This is a genomic window from Pseudothermotoga elfii DSM 9442 = NBRC 107921, from assembly GCF_000504085.1.
Classification (GTDB): Bacteria; Thermotogota; Thermotogae; order Thermotogales; family DSM-5069; genus Pseudothermotoga_B; species Pseudothermotoga_B elfii.
The window spans coordinates 1,896,385-1,918,006 of sequence record NC_022792.1 but is presented as its reverse complement, the minus strand read 5'-3'; the positions used below and the strand labels follow the sequence as shown (position 1 = coordinate 1,918,006).

At 38.9% G+C, this 21,622-nt stretch carries 22 protein-coding genes; 12 read left to right on the top strand and 10 right to left on the bottom strand.

From position 1 onward, the window contains the following. Window positions 1-5: 5 nt before the first annotated feature. From TEL01S_RS09360 to TEL01S_RS09350, 3 genes are read right to left on the bottom strand one after another with little or no spacing between them, the layout of a single operon-like run. Window positions 6-422: a C-GCAxxG-C-C family protein gene (locus tag TEL01S_RS09360; RefSeq protein WP_028843707.1), complete on the bottom strand. Its 417-nt coding sequence runs from the start codon at window positions 420-422 to the stop codon at window positions 6-8. A 2-nt stretch (window positions 423-424) separates the two neighbouring features. Next, complete coding sequence (locus TEL01S_RS09355; RefSeq protein ID WP_028843708.1) at window positions 425-1,393, bottom strand: threonine ammonia-lyase; 969 nt, start codon at window positions 1,391-1,393, stop codon at window positions 425-427. A 13-nt stretch (window positions 1,394-1,406) separates the two neighbouring features. Next, on the bottom strand, window positions 1,407-2,174 hold the full coding sequence (locus TEL01S_RS09350) for an alpha/beta hydrolase (RefSeq protein WP_051366246.1): 768 nt from the start codon (window positions 2,172-2,174) through the stop codon (window positions 1,407-1,409). Window positions 2,175-2,410: 236 nt separating this feature from the next. Between TEL01S_RS09350 and TEL01S_RS09345 the strand changes: the two genes are divergently transcribed. The 12 genes from TEL01S_RS09345 (at window position 2,411) to TEL01S_RS09290 (ending at window position 14,319) form a co-directional block, all read left to right on the top strand. After that, window positions 2,411-3,154, top strand: a complete 744-nt coding sequence (locus tag TEL01S_RS09345) for a class I fructose-bisphosphate aldolase (protein ID WP_012003839.1) — start codon at window positions 2,411-2,413, stop codon at window positions 3,152-3,154. An 11-nt stretch (window positions 3,155-3,165) separates the two neighbouring features. Beyond that, window positions 3,166-4,782, top strand: coding sequence for a metallophosphoesterase family protein (locus TEL01S_RS09340; protein WP_012003838.1), 1,617 nt, complete (start codon window positions 3,166-3,168; stop codon window positions 4,780-4,782). A gap of 22 nt (window positions 4,783-4,804) precedes the next feature. Further along, complete coding sequence (locus TEL01S_RS09335) at window positions 4,805-5,287, top strand: molybdopterin-dependent oxidoreductase (RefSeq protein ID WP_012003837.1); 483 nt, start codon at window positions 4,805-4,807, stop codon at window positions 5,285-5,287. A gap of 73 nt (window positions 5,288-5,360) precedes the next feature. Beyond that, window positions 5,361-6,368 carry a zinc-dependent alcohol dehydrogenase gene (locus TEL01S_RS09330; RefSeq protein WP_012003836.1) on the top strand — a complete coding sequence of 336 codons (1,008 nt, stop codon included), beginning with the start codon at window positions 5,361-5,363 and terminating at the stop codon, window positions 6,366-6,368. 40 nt (window positions 6,369-6,408) lie between these two features. Then, a complete protein-coding gene (locus tag TEL01S_RS09325) occupies window positions 6,409-7,662 on the top strand; it encodes an ABC transporter substrate-binding protein (protein WP_012003835.1) in 1,254 nt (417 codons plus the stop codon). 19 nt (window positions 7,663-7,681) lie between these two features. Then, window positions 7,682-8,563 (top strand): carbohydrate ABC transporter permease, encoded by an 882-nt coding sequence (locus tag TEL01S_RS09320; RefSeq protein WP_012003834.1) that lies wholly within the window; start codon window positions 7,682-7,684, stop codon window positions 8,561-8,563. After that, on the top strand, window positions 8,560-9,387 hold the full coding sequence (locus tag TEL01S_RS09315; protein ID WP_012003833.1) for a carbohydrate ABC transporter permease: 828 nt from the start codon (window positions 8,560-8,562) through the stop codon (window positions 9,385-9,387). The genes TEL01S_RS09320 and TEL01S_RS09315 overlap by 4 nt, the downstream gene beginning before the upstream one ends. Beyond that, window positions 9,387-10,220 carry a carbohydrate kinase family protein gene (locus TEL01S_RS09310; protein ID WP_012003832.1) on the top strand — a complete coding sequence of 278 codons (834 nt, stop codon included), beginning with the start codon at window positions 9,387-9,389 and terminating at the stop codon, window positions 10,218-10,220. Before TEL01S_RS09315 ends, TEL01S_RS09310 begins: the two co-directional genes overlap by 1 nt. Then, window positions 10,217-11,173: a sugar-binding transcriptional regulator gene (locus TEL01S_RS09305; RefSeq protein WP_012003831.1), complete on the top strand. Its 957-nt coding sequence runs from the start codon at window positions 10,217-10,219 to the stop codon at window positions 11,171-11,173. Before TEL01S_RS09310 ends, TEL01S_RS09305 begins: the two co-directional genes overlap by 4 nt. Then, window positions 11,170-12,168: a diacylglycerol kinase family protein gene (locus TEL01S_RS09300; RefSeq protein ID WP_012003830.1), complete on the top strand. Its 999-nt coding sequence runs from the start codon at window positions 11,170-11,172 to the stop codon at window positions 12,166-12,168. Before TEL01S_RS09305 ends, TEL01S_RS09300 begins: the two co-directional genes overlap by 4 nt. Then, window positions 12,146-13,138, top strand: a complete 993-nt coding sequence (locus TEL01S_RS09295) for an ADP-ribosylglycohydrolase family protein (RefSeq protein ID WP_012003829.1) — start codon at window positions 12,146-12,148, stop codon at window positions 13,136-13,138. The genes TEL01S_RS09300 and TEL01S_RS09295 overlap by 23 nt, the downstream gene beginning before the upstream one ends. After that, window positions 13,126-14,319, top strand: a complete 1,194-nt coding sequence (locus tag TEL01S_RS09290; protein ID WP_012003828.1) for an MFS transporter — start codon at window positions 13,126-13,128, stop codon at window positions 14,317-14,319. Before TEL01S_RS09295 ends, TEL01S_RS09290 begins: the two co-directional genes overlap by 13 nt. Window positions 14,320-14,343: 24 nt before the next feature. Here TEL01S_RS09290 and TEL01S_RS09285 read toward each other — a convergent pair whose 3' ends face one another. The 7 genes from TEL01S_RS09285 to TEL01S_RS09255 all read right to left on the bottom strand — a co-directional run bounded on the left by TEL01S_RS09285 (window position 14,344) and on the right by TEL01S_RS09255 (window position 21,574). Beyond that, the gene (locus TEL01S_RS09285; protein ID WP_028843711.1) at window positions 14,344-15,072 is read right to left on the bottom strand and encodes a class I SAM-dependent methyltransferase; all 729 of its coding nucleotides are present in this window, start codon (window positions 15,070-15,072) and stop codon (window positions 14,344-14,346) included. Window positions 15,073-15,114: 42 nt separating this feature from the next. Further along, window positions 15,115-17,691, bottom strand: coding sequence for an alanine--tRNA ligase (gene alaS / locus TEL01S_RS09280; protein ID WP_012003826.1), 2,577 nt, complete (start codon window positions 17,689-17,691; stop codon window positions 15,115-15,117). Between the two features lie 12 nt (window positions 17,692-17,703). Continuing rightward, a complete protein-coding gene (locus TEL01S_RS09275) occupies window positions 17,704-18,522 on the bottom strand; it encodes a phosphatidate cytidylyltransferase (protein WP_012003825.1) in 819 nt (272 codons plus the stop codon). Then, window positions 18,519-19,193 (bottom strand): polyprenyl diphosphate synthase, encoded by a 675-nt coding sequence (gene uppS / locus TEL01S_RS09270; RefSeq protein ID WP_012003824.1) that lies wholly within the window; start codon window positions 19,191-19,193, stop codon window positions 18,519-18,521. Before uppS ends, TEL01S_RS09275 begins: the two co-directional genes overlap by 4 nt. Continuing rightward, on the bottom strand, window positions 19,190-19,747 hold the full coding sequence (gene frr / locus TEL01S_RS09265; protein WP_012003823.1) for a ribosome recycling factor: 558 nt from the start codon (window positions 19,745-19,747) through the stop codon (window positions 19,190-19,192). The genes uppS and frr overlap by 4 nt, the downstream gene beginning before the upstream one ends. Window positions 19,748-19,849: 102 nt before the next feature. Beyond that, window positions 19,850-20,791: an ABC transporter ATP-binding protein gene (locus TEL01S_RS09260; protein ID WP_012003822.1), complete on the bottom strand. Its 942-nt coding sequence runs from the start codon at window positions 20,789-20,791 to the stop codon at window positions 19,850-19,852. A gap of 15 nt (window positions 20,792-20,806) precedes the next feature. After that, a complete protein-coding gene (locus TEL01S_RS09255) occupies window positions 20,807-21,574 on the bottom strand; it encodes an ABC transporter permease (protein WP_012003821.1) in 768 nt (255 codons plus the stop codon). Window positions 21,575-21,622: the final 48 nt, after the last annotated feature.

Sequence of the window (21,622 nt, the reverse complement as noted above, 5' to 3'; positions counted from 1 at the left end):
TCAACTCACAGACAGAGTATTTTTTCCAGGATATTGCATGAATCTTTCACATACTTTGGACAGATTGTTTTGAAAACATTCTCTGCCCTTGCCTTCTGCAGACCTTCGCTGGTACTTATATCACAGCCAAGAAGATCTTTACACATTATTGATCCGTCCAATAACTTGAATTGTTCAACAAATTCTCTTGCAAGAAGATATGTTTGCTCTTTGTCTTCTCCACCGGTTTTTAAACCTATTATCATGAAAGCACCAGAGACAGCGCCACAAACATGTGCAAGCCTTGACATTCCTCCACCAAATGCAGATGAGATTTTTAAGGCTGTCTTTTCGTTTATACCAAACATCGGTGCATAAGCTGCAAAAACAGATTGGGAACAACTTAAACCTTTTTCAAATAGATCAAGAGCTCTTTGATTCATTTTTACCCTCCTTGCTTAATTTCCTTGATCCATTCAGAGAGTGCAAAAAGATCAACATTTCCACCAGAAAGTACGGCAACGACTTTCTTACCTTTTAATGGGAATCTGCCAGAGATGAGTGCTGCTACTGTAACTGCGCCTGAAGGCTCTACAAGTAATTTCATCCTCTCAAGTAGAAAGACAACAGCTCTTTTTATCTCTTGTTCTGATACAAGAAGAATGTCATCTACGTACTTTTGAACAACAGGAAAGGTAAGCGTACCTGGCACAGCAGTCCTTAATCCATCAGCGATTGTATTTATATTCTTTAATTCAACAAGATGACCTGCCTTGAAAGAAAGATATGTGCTGTTGCTCTGCTCTGGTTCAACCCCGTAAACTCTGGCATTTTTGAGAATTTCTTTGATCGCCTTAGAAATACCTGAAATCAACCCACAACCGCCACAAGGAACTAAGACAGCGTCAAAATCACAAAGTTGTTCGATCAACTCGAGCCCTATCGTGCCTTGTCCGGCCATTATCCATGGATGGTCGAACGGGGGAACAAAGATTGCCCCAGTTTGTTGCGATATCTCATAAGCCCTGTTTAGCCTTTCTGTCGACGTTCTACCACATCGTTCTATCCTTGCACCATACCCTTTTATTGCTGAAAGTTTAGCCGCCGAAACATCCTCTGGTACAACTACAGTTACATTGGTATTCAAAATCTTGCCCGCACAAGCAAGAGCTTGCCCGTGATTGCCAGACGAACCTGTCACAACACCGTTTCTCAGATTTTCCCTGCTCAGTGAAAGCAGAAAATTCATCGCACCTCTGAATTTGAAAGAACCACTCTTTTGAAGATTTTCCGCTTTTAGAAAAACAGAACTCTCTGAAAGTATGTTCAAAGTTTGGGATGAAAAAACAGGCGTGGTGTGGGCCAACTGTGAAATTCTTCTTTTTGCATCTCTCACATCTTGAAGTGTTATCAACCTTGATTCCTCCTTAGTTAGAAAGAAATTCTGCTATCTTTTCAGCAACAAGTTCTTTTTCTATGTCGTTTGTCACAGGATGAGCGCTTTTTTCAAGAACAACAGTCTTGAATTCAGCTTTCAAATGATCTTTTATAACATCTAAAACAGATAACGGTACAGAGTTGTCTTTTTGGGTTACTATGACTAATGTAGGAGATTCAACCATCTCGAGACTTTTTATGGCAACCTTTTGTAGCTTATACAAATGCGCAGCAGGTTTTATAAATACTTTATTCCAATATTCTTGGGCTAATTTGTTGAGTGAAGGGTCATCAAAAACTGGTGGTTCCTTCTCTTTATATCGTACAAACAAACTCATCAAGGGGGTGAATCTGAGTCTCCAATCTGTCACCTTAAAAGCCGGGGCTGCCAAAACAAGTTTTTTGGCCTTGAACCTTGACGCCACAACGGCAGCGAGAAGTGCCCCCATTGAAAGCCCAACAACACTTATTTGGTCACAAAAATTAGTTAGATCGAGATAAGCATCTATCGATCTCCTGACCCAGTCTTCCCATGTTGAATTCAAAAAATCCTTGTGGTTAGTACCATGACCTGGAAGTCGAGGTACAGATACAGTAAAGCCTTCATCGAAAAGTCTTTGTGCAACGTAAATCATATCGTGTGGACTTCCTGTGAAACCATGAATTAAAAGTACACCTTTTTTGCCATTTGTTTTGAAGATCGGAAAACATATAGGATCAATCAAGCGAATATCCTGGTCATATATATTAAGTTTCATAAACTAAATTCACCTCTTTTGTAAATTATAACGCAGCAGGTTTACAAAAAATCATCTTTTGTGGATTTCTTCTATTTTTGTATCTTCTTGTTCTTTCAAAAACACACGAATAACAACTACGTTCAAGTCAAAATACTGCTCATCGTCACTTCTATGTTACCGTTTGTTAATCTATAGGTAAAATAAATTTCGTATGCTCACAAATGTGCAGCACATTTGTGAAGGAGTGACGTTGCGTGTATGGTAAATCATTAAGACTGAAGAGAATATTCAAACCTGATGGTTATTCTGCTGTAATTGCCCTCGATCACGGTCAATTCCAAGGCCCCATACCAGGTCTTGTAGATATACGTGACACGATTCAGAAAGTGATTATGGGAAAACCGGACGCTTTGATCTTAAACCCCGGCGTTCTGAACAAATGTCACGACTGTATTTCTGGCGATGTCGGAATAATACTCAGAATAACAGGTGCATCAACAAACTATAGCCCCAAATTTGATTTTCACAGACTTACAACATCTGTTGATCATGCACTAAGATTGGGTGCAGATGCAGTCATTGTCATGTGCTTTGTGGCTGGTGATGGTGAGATACCATCGCTTGAAATTGTTGCAAAAATTGCGGAACAATGCGATAAAGAAGGTATACCACTTTTTGTTGAAGTACTCTCGCAAAACTCAAAGAGTAATGACGTTACCTGTATTGCTACCGGTGTCAGAGCTGCCTTCGAACTTGGCGCAGATGCATTGAAAGTCTACTACACAGGGGGAGATACTTTCAGTACGATAACTTCTGCTGTTCCAATACCTATTCTGATAGCCGGTGGTCCGAAGGATCTGGATGCGTTTTCTATGGTTCGTGAAGCCATTGATCATGGAGCAAAAGGAGTTGCCTTTGGAAGAAATGTATTCCAAGCCGATGATGTAACCGAATATGTACGAAAACTTGTTTCATGTGTGCATCACCATGCAAAATAGGGGGGAACAAAATGAAGAAATGTCTTACGATTTTTTGGTTAATTGCTGTCTTAACGTTTACTACAGTTCATGCAATCAGTGGAAAAGTGTTTCTGGACTCAAATGCCAATGGCATCTTTGATGAAGACGAGATAGGATTGCCAAATTGTTATGTATCCGATGGACGAGAAATAGTTGCAACAAATGAAGATGGAGATTTCTTTTTAGATACTAACGAACCTTTTATTTTCATAATATTACCTGATGAATATGCTTGCAGAAAGTGGTACTCTTCAACTAATGAGAGACAAATTTTATTTGCACTCACCAAATCTCATTTCAGTAGAACTTTTGCCGTGGTAAGTGATATTCATTATGCGGAGAATCCCGAAGCATTCTCAAAGGCTTTGACAGATCGCTCGATGAAATATAATGCAGACAAGTACTTGGAAAAATTGATACAGAGTCTGAACAAACAGGAACTCTCCTTCGTATTAGTACTTGGAGACATTGGAGCAAGTATCAGAGACATCGATGATCAATCAGCTAAAGATCAGCTTGGACGAGTCGCTTCCTATATGAATAGAATAAAGGCCGATGTCTTCTATGCGATTGGGAACCATGAATTCAAAAGTAAGGCTGAAAGACCAACTGGGATTTTCGAAGCAACTTTTGGTCCAAGATATTATTCTTTTAACAGATCTGGTATTCACTTTATCGTTCTCGACATACATCTATCAGACCGTGGCTCACTTAAATATGAAATTGATTCCGTTCAACTCAAATGGTTGGAAAAGGACTTAACTTTGGTACCAAACAATCAACCAATAGTAGTTTTCTCTCATGAACCACTTTATGACCTGACTGACTCCGAAAACAACAGAGAACTCAAAAAACTGTTCATTGATTATCAGATAACCGCTCATATCTCGGGTCATTGGCATACAATGATAAAACTATCTGACTATCCCTATTTGGAGCTTACTTGTGGAGCAGTATGTGGTGCTTGGTGGGAAGGACCTTCCCCATCCGGAGACGAATTTGGCTACGTGCTGTTTGAAACTTGTAGAAATGTTTTGAACTATGCTTATATCAACATCAATGAAGATCTCTCAATCTGGTTGGAATTTCCTTTCGAAGGTGTATTATCAGGGCTTGTACCCATCAGAGTTGTCACTTCGAAATTTATTTCAAATGTAGCAATTTCCATTGATGGCAAAGAGCTTTCCTTTAAACCAATTATTGTGAACAAAGACAACTGGGTGGAGTATCTTTATCGTTTGAATCTAACTAATCTGGCTCAAGGAATGCACGAATTTGTCTTTAAAGATACCGAAACTCAAGTAGAGAAACGGAAGAGCTTCTGGGTTAGTAATAGAAGTATAACATTTAAGATTCTCAAAGATTACCCCGAGTGCTTTCTTGGAAAACTGGTTACGGTTGACAATGCTAAGTTTGTAGCTAAATCCGGTTCTGTAGTTTCTTTCTATGATGGAACGGATGGCATGATGGTCAAATTTAGTAATCCCAATATATCGAATACGATTTCCGATTCAGCAATGTACAGCCTCACGGGTGTAGTAAGAGATCCTTGGGTTGTCGCTGATCCACTAAGAATTCATCTGGATGAAGGGATCATCCAGAGATAAATACAGATGGGAGGGAAGGAAAATGAAAAAACAGGTCTTCTTGATTGTTCTTATCGCACTCTGTACTGGGGTTCTCTTTGCAGACACAGTACTCACAGCCAAAGGTATTATAGCTCTAAAAAACACTGAAGATGGCTATGCCTTCACACTTGAGGAGCTTAAAAAAATGGCTGGAACAACTTATGTCGTTCAGGATCCTTGGATGGGAGAATGCTTCTACCAAGGGATAAGTCTAATTGATTTGCTCAATTATGTGGGCTATCCGACAAATGCAAAGAAAATCATTCTCGTCTGTTCTGACAAAAAAGAATTTACAGTTACCGTCAACGACGCTAAGTTGTATCCAATAATATTAGCATATGCCAACAAAGGAAAAGATTTGCCTCAAAATCAAGGTGGACCACTGAAATTGGTATTCCCTGTGACCACTTACCCAGAGATTGAAAAAATCTATCCTAAGGAAAACTGGGCGTGGTGGGTAATAGAAATAAGAGTTGAGATGTAGTAAGAAGATGCGGGGGTATCCATGCCCCCGTATCTATTAACTAATACGTGTTTCATGGAAGGGTGGAAGGAAAGTGAAAGCAGCTATTTACAAAGAGATTGGAAAAATAGAGATAGAAGAAGTTAGTAATCCAGTTTTGACTGATGACGAAGTCCTTCTAAGAGTCGAAGTTGTTGGAATTTGTGGTACAGATATTAAAACTTATAAACGTGGACATCCTCTTTTTCGACCACCTTGTATTCTTGGACACGAAGTAGTGGGCACTGTAGTAAAGGTAAATACAGTGGCTGATAATGAATTGCTTGGAAGGAAATTTGCGATCCCACCTTATTTAGGATGTGGCGAATGTGAATTCTGTAAAAAAGGATTCTCTGAACTCTGCAGAAACAAAATCTGGATCAATGGGGCATTTGTTGAATACTTGGTTGTGCCAACTGGACTAATCAGAAGAACTATGGCTGAAGTTGACATGGAGATCAATGATGCAATAGCAACACTTACAGAACCTCTTGCATGTGTAATTCATGGAATTGAAAGAATCAAACCCAGAGAACAAGAAAGAATCCTCGTAATTGGTGCCGGACCAATGGGAATACTTGCAAGCATTCTTCTCAGAAACAGGAATAACCAAGTCTTTCTGTCTGAAATAAATGAAAACAGACTAGCACTAGCGCAAACCATGAAATTTGAGACTATTAACGTGAACATGGTTTCACTTACAGATTTCTCATCCAAAATGGGTAAATTTGACCACATCATAGTTGCTAATGATTCAACAGATGCAGTAATAGAAGCTTTCAACTGTGTTAAACCTGGCGGCAAGATTGAATTATTTGGAGGAATGTCAAGGTCTTCACGACTCTCTATTGATCCATATTATATACATTACGATGAAATCGATCTCATAGGAAGTTTTGGTTTTTCTGATCAGGATTTCAGAAATGCATTCCAAGAATTGAAAATACACCAGAATATGTATGTAAAGCTGATCACGGGTGAATTCAATCTGAATGAGATAGAGAAGGCATTTCAAGCAGCAGCAAATCCCAGTAACCTGAAGATAGTTGTGAGAATATCTTGATCGATGATTTTGGAATTTTTACTGAAAAGGGGGAATAATTATGAGAAAAGTGTCTGCAATCTTGTTAATGATAACAATTTCTATAACTCTCCTTGCCTCAGTCAAGCTTAAATTCTACTGCTTGGCATGGCAACCTGGTGCAGTTGATCAAGTATTTGACATTGTTGATGAGTGGAACGAGTCTAATCCTGATGTACAAGTAGAAATAGTTTGGGGAACATGGGAAACATCTGATCAGTACTTGTTAACTAACTTTGGTGCAGGAACGGCTCCTGACATTTTCCATACCGATGCTGAGAAATTTAGGGAATTTGGATTGATGGGGTTTGTCGAACCATTAAACAAATTTATAGATAATGAGATACTGAAAGATATACCTAATGATGCCTGGCGTGATTGTATGGATGAGAAAGGCAATATCTTTGGAATACCTTGGTGTAGAGAAAGTCAAGTAATTTTCTACAATAGGAAGCTTTTCAGAGAACTTGGTATTGATCTACCAAGTGATAGAATAGTGACCTGGGATCAATTAGTAGAAATAGCTACACAAATAGTGCAAAAAACAAATGGAAAGACTTGGGGATTACTTGCACCACTTATGGAAAGATTTCACTGGACTTTGATAGAGCAAAACGGGGGAAAAGTACTTCAGACAGATGAAAAGGGACATTGGAAAGTTGAGATCGATGATAAAGCCAGGGAAGCTATAGATTATTATCTTTCACTGATAACAAAACACAAAGTCATGCCTAGTGATGTAATTAGCATTGATTATACTTCCTTGATGCAAGGCTTCTTAAATGAAACATACGCAATGGTTGTCTTTGGTTGTTGGAATCGTCGATTGCTTTCAGAATCAGCCAGTAAGAACTTCGAGTGGGGATTGATGTGGATCAAAAAGGGAGAAAATATGACTAACGCTGCCGATCCACAAGGAATAGGTATATCAAAAGCAAGTAAATACAAAAAGGAAGCTTTTGAATTCATTCGATTTTTCACAAACACAAAGAATTCTGCGGATATAAGTTACAAAGACTGGTTATTCCCGATGAGAAATAGTGCTTTGCAAGATTCAAGATTCTCGGAACCCAAATATGACTGGAATTATGCTTACGAACTCTTGAAATATGCTAAGAATGTGAAACCACCTATGCCTGGTTTTTACACCTTTGAATGGAAAATATTGGCACCAACACTTGAAAAAGTCATTCTTGGCAAATTAAGTACGCAAGATGCGTACAAAGAGATCGAAGTAAAGGGAAATGCTTTGTTGAAACAACTTGGCCTGAGATAGTCGGGAAGGAGTATAAAAAATGAATTCTTTGGGAGACACGAAAAAAGCTCTTCAATACTTATTTCCACTTATATTGATCATATCGATTGTGAGTGTCTATCCCTTCGTGCAGGGTATGATGTCTAGTCTTTATGGCGGGAGTATTTTTGCTGGTAAAGAGAGATTTGTTGGTATAGATAATTTTGTCACACTTTTTGAGGATGACCTTTTCTGGTCAAGTTTGAAAAATAATATTATATGGGTTGTGAGTTGTGTTGGCTCAGAGTTTATTATTGGTATGGCAATAGCTCTACTCATGAACATGAAATGTGTAAAGATGAGGAATCTCTATCGTGGTCTTATACTCTTACCTTGGGCGACCCCACCTGTCGTTGCAGGTTTAATCTGGAGATATATTCTGTCCACAGAAGGCCCATTGAACGCGTTTCTGAAAGCTACTGGATTGATGTCGAATCCTCCTTCATGGTTAATAACACCAGGGTATTCTCTGATGGCGTGCATTGCTGTTAACATTTGGCTTGGCCTACCTTTCATGACAATTATGCTCCTGGCTGGGCTCCAAGCCATTCCATCTGATATCTATGAAGCGGCTCAGATAGATGGTGCTGATTCTGTTCAGAGTTTTTTTCACATAACACTACCAATGATGAAGAGTGTTATTTCGGTCATATTAACACTCATGTGCATATGGACCTTTAATATGTTCGATGTGGTATTTGTTTTGACAAATGGTGGTCCTGGAAACTCATCATTGATACTCTCTCTCTACGGATATCAGAATGCATTTGCGTATTATCAAAAGGGTTATGGAGCAGCGATAGGTGTTATCTCTTTAGTGATCTTGCTTATACCAGTTTCTGTTTATGTAAAAATGTTGCTCAAAGAGGTGGAAAGGGAATGAAACGGAAGAAATCCTATGTAATCGTAGCAAACATAATGGCTCTCTTGGTGGTTCTAATAATCCTATCTCCACTTTTCTTACTTTTCAGTAACTCATTCAGAAGCACTGCAGAAATCCTCAGAGAACCTATGGGATTACCGAAAACCTTCTATACGGGGAACTTCTCTTATATATTCAGAAAAATGGACTTTGGAACCAATTTCCGAAATAGTTTGATGACCACGGCATGTACAGTTGTTCTTTGCCTTTGTACAACGGTTCCTGCTGGCTATGCTATATCAAGGTTTTCCTTTGTTGGGAAACGTCAGCTGGTAATATGGTTACTCGCTTCACAAGCATTTCCTGGTGTTCTGATGGCAGTTGGATTTACAAGTCTTTTGAAAAACTTGAATTTGATGAATTCTCTCTCGGGTCTTGTTATACTCTACCTTTCGTTTACAATACCCTTTTGTTCTTGGTTGCTAAAGGGATACTTTGATCAGATCCCAGTATCTATTGAAGAAGCCGCTATGATAGATGGTTGCACGAGGAGTCGAGCGTTGTTGACTATTGTAATACCAATGGCTGTCCCAGGATTAATTGCTGTTGGGACATTCGCTTTCATGCTCGCTTGGAATGAATTCTTCTTTGCATTAGTGCTACTTCAAGACAGATCGCGTTATACATTGCCTCTCCTTCTTGCAAGATTCCTTGGTACGGGTGGAGCGGTTGAATGGGGTTATCTCTGTGCAGCGTCCCTTCTTTGCACATTGCCACCAATTTGCATCTTCTTGGCCTTTCAGAAATACCTTGTCAGCGGATTAACGAAAGGAGCCATCAAGTAATGAGAATAGCAGTGCTTGGTGCCGTTGCTTTGGATCACTATATACTTGTTGAATCTTTTCCTGAGGACGATTCAATGGTTTTTGCATTAAAAGAGTTTCATACAATTGGTGGTTGCGGCGCCAACATTGCTATCAACCTCGCCTTGAACGGTTGCGAAACTCATCTCTTCTGTGGAATCGGAAAAGATGACGTAGCAACTTTTATAATGCATTCTTTAAACAAGATGGGTATTCAGGTTCATTGTTTATCAGAAGGAAAAACTGCCTCAACCATTATTCTACTTGACAAAGAGGGACGTAGAAGAATTATCTCTCTTGGTGGAAATGCACTTTTCCATTCGGATGGTGACACAAGATATGATGAATATGACGTTGTATGTGTTGCAGATTCGATTCCTTCAGAAGCCCTCAGAGCTTTACAGAGCAGTGCAAGGTTGAAAATATATGTGCCAGGCGGTTGTGGTTTATATTTTGGAGAAAATGAAATAAGAAAAGTGGCTAATTTTTCATCAATCACTGTACTTTCAGCGAACGAAGCGTCAAAAATCAGAAAATGCAATGAAATCAGCCAGTGGGTTATCGTTACAAGTGGTGAAAATCCAACGAAGTTGTACTATCAAGGTACACTCGTAAGAGAATTTGCTGTCCATAGTGTTGATAATATTGTTGATACAACTGGTGCAGGGGATGCATTTGTAAGTGGATTGGTATTTTCATTGAGTCGTACAGGAGACATTTTTACTGCAATTGAAATTGCTCATAATTGGGCAGCAAAAGTTATCCAGAAATATGGGGCAAATCTGTCCTATGACTTCGTGGAGGTGACTCAATGAAATCTTCTGATTCAAAGAAAAATGATTCTGAGTTGATCAGAATTTGCAAAATGTATTACATAGAAAACTGCACACAAGAACAAATTGCAAGAACCTTCGGTGTTTCAAGATCCCAGGTTTCAAGGCTCCTCAATGAAGCTCGTAAGCGCGGGTTGGTTGAAATAAAGATTCATGAGGACAAGATCGATAGTACAAATCTTGGGAACAGAATAGTGGAACTTTTTGGTTTACGAGAAACGGTGATCGCTGACACAGGAGACAGAGATCGCCTTGAAAGTATAGCCAAAGCTGGTGCAAGTTACTTAGGAAAAGTAATTGAAGATGGTATGATCGTGGGTATTTCCTGGGGTAGAACTCTCGCACAAGTAGTTGAACATATGATAACCTCAAAGAAGTTAAGCAACACCGTGTTTGTACCACTACTTGGAGGTGTAGGGCAACACAGATACGAGTATCAAGTAAATGCACTTGTTGAAAAGATAGCTGACGCATTTCATTCAAACAGATACTATCTTCACGCTCCTGCATTCTTTGAAGATAATGAAAGCTTAAGATATATGCTTAGCAATGAAAGTGTGCGAACCATTGTTGATCTATGGGACAGACTCGATCTGGCGGTCGTAGGAATTGGCGAACCCATTTCACTGTCGAATGCTTTTAGATCTGTACTCCCACAAAATTTTGTCACAAAGCTTGTAAGCCAAGCAGCTGTCGGTGATATAGCAGCAAGATTCTTTGATCAAAATGGTAATGCTTGTGAACTCAAAGGCTATCAAGATCATGTTTTGGGTATTTCTCTGGAGCAGTTAAGAAATACACCACGAGTCATCGGTATCGCCGGAGGAGAAGAGAAGGTAAAAGCAATATGTGCTGCCATGAAAGGAAGGTTTATAAACATATTAATTACCGACATTAGAACTGCTCGAGAAATAGTTCGGGTGATGGAACAATGAGGATTGGGATAGTATGTAACCCATCATCTGGAAAATACGCTGGATTCGATGAAATATGGCATCTTTTAGCAAGGGAACTTGTCCATCACAACTTATTCTGCACTTATGCAACTTCAAGATTACTACCAAAAGGTATAGCACACAGTGTTGTTGGTGAAGAGCACGCATATGGTACTGAAAAAGACTCTATCATAGCAGGAAGTATCTTACAAAATGTTGATTTTGTAATAGTTTTTGGTGGGGATGGGACATTGAGTGACGTTGTTTATGGCCAATACTTGGCAGGAAAACTTGTACCGATAGCTGGTGTGGCTTTAGGAACTATTAATGCTGGGCCTTTAGTTACTTTCAAAAGTGTAGATGATTTGTTGAAGTTCAACTTAGGAAAGTTCTCTACAAGGCCAGTAGCTGGAGTAGAGGTATACGATGATAGAAATTTAATCGGGGTTGCCTTCAATGATGTGGTATTTAGTAATTGCACAGTTTCAACAGTTGGAGGACAGGTTTGCACAGTTGACGCTAAAGCATTTCTGAAAGGACAGAAAATTGCTACCACGCCTACAAAGATTGGAACTTCAAAAACTGAAATAAGAATCAATGGAGAACTCGTGAAAATTCCGTTTGAGATAGGTCAAATAATAATCTCTCCTTTGCACAAAGTTGATGTTCACAAAGGGAAGGCTTTGTCCGGCAAATTGTGTTGGGCACCATATCTTAACATGGTGGGAGGAATGATTGTCAGTGAACAACCAATTATCAAGATTGTGGCAACAGAATTGGATGCCATATCGCCATTTTTGCTATCACAGTTCATATTCAAGAATAGTGATACCGTTGAAGTTGGAAAAACAAAAGGCTTTGTTATCGTAGATGGAAATCCGAGATTAGACATGAGAAGCACAGATAAGTGTACTCTGAAATTCAACGATAAGGCAGCAATTACTTGTGCTTTTGGATTGGAGGAAAGGTCCAATGAACGTGGCCAAGATATTTGAGAAAACCTTGGAGGCATTTGCAGTTGGTGATGCAATGGGTATGCCAACTGAATTCATGACTCGAGAAACAATAAGAAAGAATTATGGATTAATCGATAAGCTCTTAGATCCAACCTGCATATCATCAATACACAAGAATCTCAAAAAAGGTCAGGTGACTGATGATACCGAGCAGGTACTTGAGTTGATAGAAGCTTATTATAATGCGAGAAAGATAGATAAAGATATAACGTTGAACACTCTGAGATCCTGGTGTGAAGAAACAAATGCCGCAGCAAAAGGATTTCTGGGACCTAGTACACTGAGGGTTTTATCCGGGAAATCAGGCGAGGGTCAAGGTACCACCTGTGGTGCCGCAATGAGAATACTTGCTGTTTCCCTATCTGTTAAGAAAGGTGATATTGAAACCTTGCAAAAAGCCATTTGGGAAAGTTGTTTATGTACGCATTACTCGGATATAGCTGTAGAAGCTGCAATGGCCCTTGGGTTTGGATATCATTATGCTGCCTTGGGGGCGACCTATGATGAGATTATAAATCATATATTACAGGGAGCTTTTCAAGGAAGAAAAATGGGACCCGGTAATTTTGTTGGAGCATATACGGGTCGACGAATTGGGTTTGCAATTGATACTATCAAAAATATGTCTTCGATGAATGAAGTTATGGACTTCATATACGAAGCCATTGGAACAACAATGGAAGCTAATGAGGTTGTCCCAGCATCTGTAGCTATTTTTTCGTATGCAAAAGAGGATGTGTGGCTCTCCATAAAAATGGGAGCATCGATTGGAGGTGATACAGATACAATTGCTGCGATTGCTGGTGCACTTTCAACTCTATATGCCAAAAATCACAATATACCAAACGATATCGTGCATGAAGTGTTAAGAATAAATAAACTCGATCTATGTAAATATGCCCAAATGCTTGAAATTATGTTTTTAGGTGATATATCGTGTTTGCAATAATATGCGTTGGTAGCACACTGGGAATTCTTTATGCGATCTCGAACTTGGTTTTGATACCATATTTGATACAAAAACTGGGAGATATGCAAGCTGCCAGTTTAGTTTTCTCGGCTGGTATATTATGTACAGCTTTTGTGGGCCCGTTGATCGGATCTCTTGTTGATTTCTTCGGAAAGAAGATGCTATTTATATTTATATTAGTTCTTGTGATTATTCTTGCTTTGTTTGGAATAATGACTCTAACAAAACCAATGGTAATCTTTTCTGGCTTTTTGATTGTCTTGTGTACTTTCAGTTTCTTGATACCTTACTCAGTCTTGGTAAGTGATCAAAGTGAGGATTATAACAGGACTAAGAATTTCGGGATTTCAACAGGCGTAGTCAATATCTCATTATTTGGAGCATCTGTATTGGTATCCCTTTCGGAGAAATATAACTTGAACGTAACCCTAAAATTGTTTATTGTAGTTCTGTCAATACTGGCTTTGACTATATTTACTCATCGCAAAAAGAACATTGTCCATTCGATGTGTGAAAGGCAACTTCGTTATAGAACAAAGACAAAGGTGACCATAAACTATTTTGCGTTAGGATTATACCTTTGTATTCATTTTTTCTTCTGGGCTGCATATGGAGGCATAATACCTTATCTAACATCTTTTCTTACCGACAATGCCGTGATTAGTGAAACTATGTCACCAATATGGGTGGGAGGACTCACACTTCTTAGTGGTGTGTCCGGCATTTTTACAGGCAAGTTTGTTGAGTATTTTAGCCAGAAAAAATTATTCCTTCTAAGCTCATTCTTGGCGGCTCTTGTTTGTGGTTTCATGGTATTCTCCTATAGCTTGGTAACAACCAAAAGTATTTTCACCCTATTTTGGTTCATCTGGTTTCTTGGGTTTGGAATAACTTCTGGTTTTTTGTGTTCTATGGTAAACTCGCTTCTTTCATCTCTTGCACAGAAACATGATCAAGGAAAGATCTTTGGGATTGGCAATGTTGTTAACATGTGTTCGCAATCTCTTTCTGTTGGACTCATAGGGCGCCTCATTGCAAAAGGTAATTATCAACCAATGTTTCTAATAGCATTTCTATGCTTCCTAATGGTGCTCTTGCTCAGTAGTATTCTTTTCAATTCACAATTAATAGTTAAGAAAGAAAACAAGAATGAATCATAGAAGTTGATTCAAATTTATATTCAGTCAGTAAGCTAAAACAACGAGCCTCTTAGCATTCAAATCATAAGGATCTTTGTCGAGTGACCCATATAAAATGATATTATTAAAACCACATATTTGAAGCATCATTTTGAGTTCATGTGCAGAATACAAATAGTGTTCCAATCTATGAATTTTGTACCTCCCATTTTCAAGAACAATCCAATCATTTATCATTCTTGCCATACCAGGCTCGAAGCTGTGTTTTTCTATAAGCATCTTTTGATCACGCTCACTAACAATGGAATCCTTGTAATTTTTTAGAACAATTTCTTTTGAAGCCATTTCCATCAGCAGTTTGCCGCCACTTTTCAGACTTTTTCTGATGTTTCTCAGAACTTTTAGGTTATCTTCATGATCTTTAAAATAACCAAATGAAGTGAACATATTGATGATAAGATCAAAATGATCTGGTTTGACAAAATCTTTCATGTTGGCATGAACAAAATGCACATTGGCAAACTCCGAACACAGTTCTTTGGCTCTGTTCAAAAGAAATTCTGAGGCATCAACTGCCGTGACAGAAAAACCGAGTTTTGCAAGCTCATATGTGTGCCTTCCCGGCCCACAGCAAAGATCAAGCACATTGCCGCTCTGAATACCTGTTATGCTTATAATCTTTTCTACCTGCTCTTTCGCCGCCTGGAAGCGTTCTGGTGGAAAAAGCCAGTCGTACATATCCTTCCAGAAGCTCTCGTCGATGAACCATTCCACATCGTTCCCCCCTTATTTAAACAAGGAGGCAAAAGCCTCCTTTTAATTCTGTTCAAGTAATTTTCTTGTGTATTCTATGACGCTGTTTATTTTTGAAGGATCTTTACCACCAGCCTGTGCAAAATCTGGCCTTCCTCCTCCGCCACCTTCGAGGATTTGAGCGGCATATTTTGCTATATCTCCTGCTTTGATCTTTTTTGCAAGATCCTGGGTGACACGTACTATCAAATTGACTTTGTCTTTGCTCGTAGAAAACAAAAGTGCCACTGTAGAATTTTCGCCAGCCACAGCTATGTCTGAAAGATTCCGCAATTCGTTCGATTCGATGTCGTTAAATACGCAGTGCACAAATCTAATGTTTTTGATCTGTTCAAAAGGAGTCTGCTTGAGCTGAGAAACAAGCAATTTTGATTTGAATTGCTGCAATTCTTTCTGCAAATTGATATTTTTCTCGATGAGATTTTCGATTTTTGAGAGAATTTCATCTTGTGAGGTACCGAGTTTCTCACAGATGTTTCCTACAAGCTGTTCTTTTACTCTTAAATAATTCAATGTATTGAAACCTGTTATTGCTTCTATACGCCTTGTACCAGAAGAAATTGCAGATTCAGAAACTATTCTGAACAAACCTATGTTACCGGTATTTTTAACATGAGTTCCACCGCACAATTCTTCGCTGAAGCTATGCACCTTGACAACTCTTACCACGTCGCCGTATTTTTCTCCAAATAGTGCTATTGCACCTTCTGCTACAGCCTCTTTGTAAGATTTTTCTTCTGTGATTACGGGTATCGATCTGAGTATTATTTCGTTAACCATGTTTTCTATCGACATCAATTCATTATCTGTTAGAGGTTTATGATGAGTAAAATCGAATCTCAATTTTTCCGGTGTTACAAGTGAACCTGCTTGTTTGACATGCGTTCCAAGCACCTTTCTTAGCGCTGCGTGAAGTAAATGAGTAGCGGTATGATTTCTCGCCGTGGACAGTCTTTTTTCCCTATCGACGATCAGTCTGACTTTTGTTCCTTCTTTTAGTTCGCCTTTTTCCACGTTGATTATGTGCACGATAATTCCTTCAACAGGTATAAAAACGTGTTCTACTGAAGCAGAGCCGCCATCCCAGACAATCTGTCCGACATCGCTAACTTGGCCACCTCTTTCTGCATAAAAGGAAGTTTTGTCAAAGACAGCTTCATATTTTGTACCAGACTTTTTTAAAAAAATAACTTTAGCTTCGCATTCGAGTGTATCATAGCCGACAAATACAGTTTTTGATTTCTGTGCAAGTTCATCGTAAATTTCCTGAGATTTTGCATATTCAACGTTATTTCTTGCAGATCTCGCTCGTTCCCGCTGAATCTTCATGAGTTTTTCAAATCCTTCCAGATCCACCTTCAAGTTATAATCTTTTGCAACATCTACAACTATGTCTGGTGGGAACCCGTAAGTGTCATATAATTTGAAAACGTCTTCTCCGTCAATCACTTTGCTTGATCTGGAGATTATATCTCTGAGCATTTCATTTCCCTGAGAGATTGTTTTGAAAAACCTTTCTTCCTCGGCTCGTGTAACTTCCAGAATCAGATCTTTTCTGTTTTTCAATTCAGAATAGGTGTTACCCATGTGCTCTATTACAGTTTCATTTATGAGGTGTAAAAATGGTTTCTGTGCTCCCAGTAGAACACCGTGCCTGACAGCTCTTCTGAGAATTCTTCTAAGCACGTATCCCCTTTCTTCATTTGATGGAAAGACGCCATCGGCTATCAAAAAACTCACAGCTCTTGAATGATCTGCGATTACTCTGATAGATATATCTTTTTGTTCGTCTTTCTTATATTCGACACCAAGCACATCCTCAATTTTCGAGATAATAGGTTTAAAAATGTCTGTTTCGAAATTGCTTTCAACCTTTTGTACAACAGATGCAACCCTCTCAAGGCCAGCACCAGTATCTATGTTTTTTCTTGGAAGTGGATACAGGGCACCTTTCTCATCTTGGTAAAACTCAGTAAAAACCAGATTCCATATTTCTAAGAAACGTTTATCTGAATTGGCAGGGGTACATTCTCCGTCAGAACAATCTTCATTTAAACCTGTGTCATAATGAATCTCTGAACATGGTCCACACGGACCCGTTGGTCCCGCTGGACCCCAGAAATTTGTGTCTTTTCCCATCCTGATGATTTTCTTTTCACATACTCCAACAATATCTTTCCATATTTTGAAAGATTCTTCGTCTTCTTCATATACAGTGATCCACAGTCTGTCTTTCTCAAGCTTCAACACCTCAGTGACGAACTCCCACGCCCAGATAATGGCCTCTTTTTTAAAATAGTCCCCAAAAGAAAAATTTCCGAGCATTTCAAAGAATGTTTGATGTCTTGGTGTTCGTCCAACGTTTTCTATATCGTTTGTTCTCAAACATTTTTGGCAGGTTGTTACTCTCGTATAAACTGGTTCTACTTTTCCCCAGAAAATGGGTTTGAAGGGAACCATTCCAGCAACTGTGAACAGAAGTTGTGGATCATCTGGTATCAAAGAAGCACTTGGCAAGATTTTATGACCTTTCTTTTCAAAAAATCTTAAAAATGCGCTTCTAAGCTCATCTCCTGTCATATCTTAACCTCCTCATAAGATGCCAAGCGTAAATAAAAAATAGGTTACTGGCGTAACGAATAACAATCCATCAATTCTATCTAACATACCTCCATGACCTGGCAAAACATTTCCAGAGTCCTTAAGATTGAAGTACCTTTTCAGGGCAGATTCAAATATATCGCCAAATGTATCAAATATGGCTATCGTCAGAGAGAAAATTACAAGCGACTTGAATGGCATAACCTCGCTGTGAAAAATCAGCTCAAAACAGATTTTATAAACAACCGAGAATGCGATTGCAGTGAGAAAACCACCAAAAATTCCTTCAAGGCTTTTGGATGGGCTTATATGCTTTGCTATCTTTGTTTTTCCCCATCTCAAGCCAGCAAAATACGCCCCGGTGTCATACAGCCAGACAGCCGTTAAGTTCAAAAGTGCGTTTGCCGCACCAAATTTTAGATATAATGGGAAGAAAAATGAAAGACATCCCGCTATATAGAGTAAAGAGAGGCTCGAAGCGAGTACAGTATTCCATACAATCGAGATTTTTTTGATCGTCAAAACAGATAGAGCGCCATTCAAAATGAATGCTAAGCAAAGCAACAACATGCCATTTCTTGCTTGAAATATCCCATAAACAATAGTGAAGCCAACACTGATCGATACGCCAAAATACAGAAAAATCCTGTGTTGCTGGTCGAGTATTGCCATATTCAAGAGCTCGTAAGAAGCGAGTAAAACTACAGCGGCAACCAATCCTATCAAACTGTTATAGTTTATAAAACATGCGACCACAAAAGGAGCAACTATTAGAGCAGTAATAAGTCTTGTTTTTGTTTCAGCCATCATAATCCCCCAAATTTTCTGTGACGCTTGTTGAAATCATCTAAAGCTCTCAAAAGATCGCTTCTTGCAAAATCTGGCCACAGAGTTTTTGTAAAATACAACTCGCTATAAGCTGTCTGCCAGAGCAAAAAATTACTTATCCTTATTTCGCCCGAAGTCCTTATCACGAAATCGGGGTCAGGAACGTCGGGCAAGTAAAGAAATTGCTTGAAGTCATCTTCACTAAGAGACTTTACACCAGCTTTTATTGCTCTGTTGAATGCATCAATCAATTCTCTGCGTCCACCATAGTTTAATGCCAGAATAACCTGAATTTTGTCGTTGTGCTTCGTTTTTTCTTCGAATTCCCGGCATATGTCTGCTATTTGTTTTGGCAACTCATCTATGACACCACAAAATCTCAATCTAACCCCCTGTTTCATCATATGATTAAATTTTCTCTTTATTGTATTTACCAGTAAGAGAAAAAGATAGTTTATCTCTTCTTTTGGTCTTTTCCAGTTTTCTGTCGAAAAGGTGTACAGGGTGACATATTTTATGCCCAGTTCGGCGCACCATTCTACGACTTTTTCGGCTTTCTGGGCTCCTCTTCGGTGGCCCTCAGCCCTCGGTAGTCCTTTCTTTTGAGCCCATCTTCCATTTCCATCCATTATGAAAGCTAAATGTGTGATCAAACTTCCATTATCTCCTTTTCTTTCTTTTCAAGCAATTTATCTATTTCCAGTATCTTCTTATCTGTTAGATCCTGTATTTCCTTTTCAATTCTCTTTTCGTCGTCTTCGGAAATCTTGCCATCTTTTGTATCACCTTTTAACTCCTTCAGAATATCCCTTCTGATGTTCCTTATGGCTATCTTGCCCTGTTCAGCAATCTCTTTGGCTTTTTTGGCCCACTTTTGCCTTTGTTCTGTTGTTGGGGTGGGAAAAGTCAATCTTATTACATTTCCATCGTTCTGTGGAGTTAGTCCCAGGTCAGATGCGAAGATGGCTTTTTCTATAGATGAGAGTACCGATCTGTCCCATGGTTTAATTATCAGGGCTCTATCCTCGGTAATATTCACTGTTGCAAGTTGACTTATGGGGGTCTGAGCACCGTAATAATCCACCTTTATTTCTTCAAGAATTGCTGGTGAAGGTCTGCCTGTGCGCATTTTTCGGAGCTCTTCGCTGATTTTCTCAACAGCTTTATTCATCCTATCTTCCGCGTTTTTCACAAGGGGATGTCTCATACAAGTCCCTCCCTGATTAGATTTCATCACACTTTGTTGATTATACTATAGAAGAGCAAATCTGCCATATTTGGGCACAGATTACACCACAAATAGTATATATCACGATTGGGAGGGTGTATCGTTGGTATATGAAATGAAGATTTTTTCAAAATTAACCAATTCTCTCTCTATGCTTTCTATTTCTATCTGGTTATTCTTAAACATTTCTATGATCTCGTAGAGTTGTTTTGAAGTGGTGAGATTCAGGTGTATTTCTATGATGTTCCCATCTTTGTGCCACTCAGTGAATCCGAGATTTCTCAATTTTTTCTGGAGCGAATCGTTTTCAATCAGGCAGATTTTATATCCTCTTGCGCTGAAAAGACTCAAGAGCTTTTTCTTTTCTTCGCACACAACTATTCTTGCTTTGCTCATTATAGCAACTCTATCTGCAACAGCTTCAACCAGATTCATGTCGTGGGTTGAAAGCAAGATGGTTTTTCCACGTTCCTGGAGGTTTTTGAGCAATGATCTGAATTCGACAGCGGAATTCACGTCCAATCCAAGAGTGGGTTCATCGAGCAAGAGTATATCTGTTCCAGCCGCAAGACAAACGGCTATTGCTGTTTTCTGTTGCATGCCCCTTGAGAGTTTGTGAACAATTTCGTTTGCTTTCTCTTCTATACCAAGTGTTTTTAAGATTTCTAAAGCTTCAGTTTTTTTTAAATGTTTTCCTCGAATGCCCGCAAAATACTTCATATTTTCAACAGGAGTCATTCGCCAATAAAGGTTTCTGTTTCCTTCAAGAACGACGCTTATATGCTGAAGGGCTTTTGATCTATTTTTCAAAACATCGTGTTCTTTGATTTTTATCTGCCCGCTATCAGGTACGATGAGGCCGCACGCACATTTTATGGTTGTTGTTTTACCTGCTCCATTGGGTCCAAGCAATGCGAATATCTCGCCTGGTTTCAATTCGAGAGAAACATCATCAACGGCTTTCAAGCGTTCTTTTGAGCCTCTTTTTGGATAGGTCTTAACAAGATTTTTGATCTGTATCATTACGACACCCCCTTATCAATATTGCCCAAGAGTACCGGCAGTCATTGCATGTTTTTCGAATAATCTGAAAATTAATATACCGGTCGAAAGATATATCGTAGCCACAACCCACAACAACAAATGATCCTGGGCAGAAAACTGATAGAATCTAAGACCATCTATAGCAAGTTTTCTCATAAGAAAAGCTGCCTGTGACATTGGAAGCAGTCGATAATAAAACTTAGAGAAGTCAAACATCGTAAATGCAAGGGATGCAAAAGTAACTATCTGAATGAACGATGATATTCTTTTGAAAACGAGTGCTATTCCGCCTAACATCATACCTATGCCAAGTGCAGAAGCCGTCCCGGAAATTAACAGATACAGAAGTGTTGGAAGATCAAAATTCAAATGCCTTCCGGTTGTGAAAGCTGCAAAATACATCAGCGGGATCGCGAACAATATATTGAAAACAAAATCACTGATCATTCTGAAAAGCATCTGATATTCAAAAGCTATTGGAGCAACAAATACCTGTTCAAGTGTCCCTCTCTGTGCCTCATCTATTATCCCCCATGCCACACCCTGGAAAGAAAAGATAAACATCAACCACATAAAATAACCCACAATAACCCCATCAATTGTTTCGCCAAAAGTTGGTGCTGAACCTCCCACTGCTTTTATTCCAAAAAATATTAGGTAGAAGAAAATCAGTACAGTTACCAGGCTGGAGATCGTGTTGAAATAATAACGCTTAAATTCTATCCATGATTTTTGAAAATTTGCAATAAAAGCATTAAACATATTTTGTTCCCCCTTTCTTTATGAAAATATTTTAGGGGGAAACTTTAT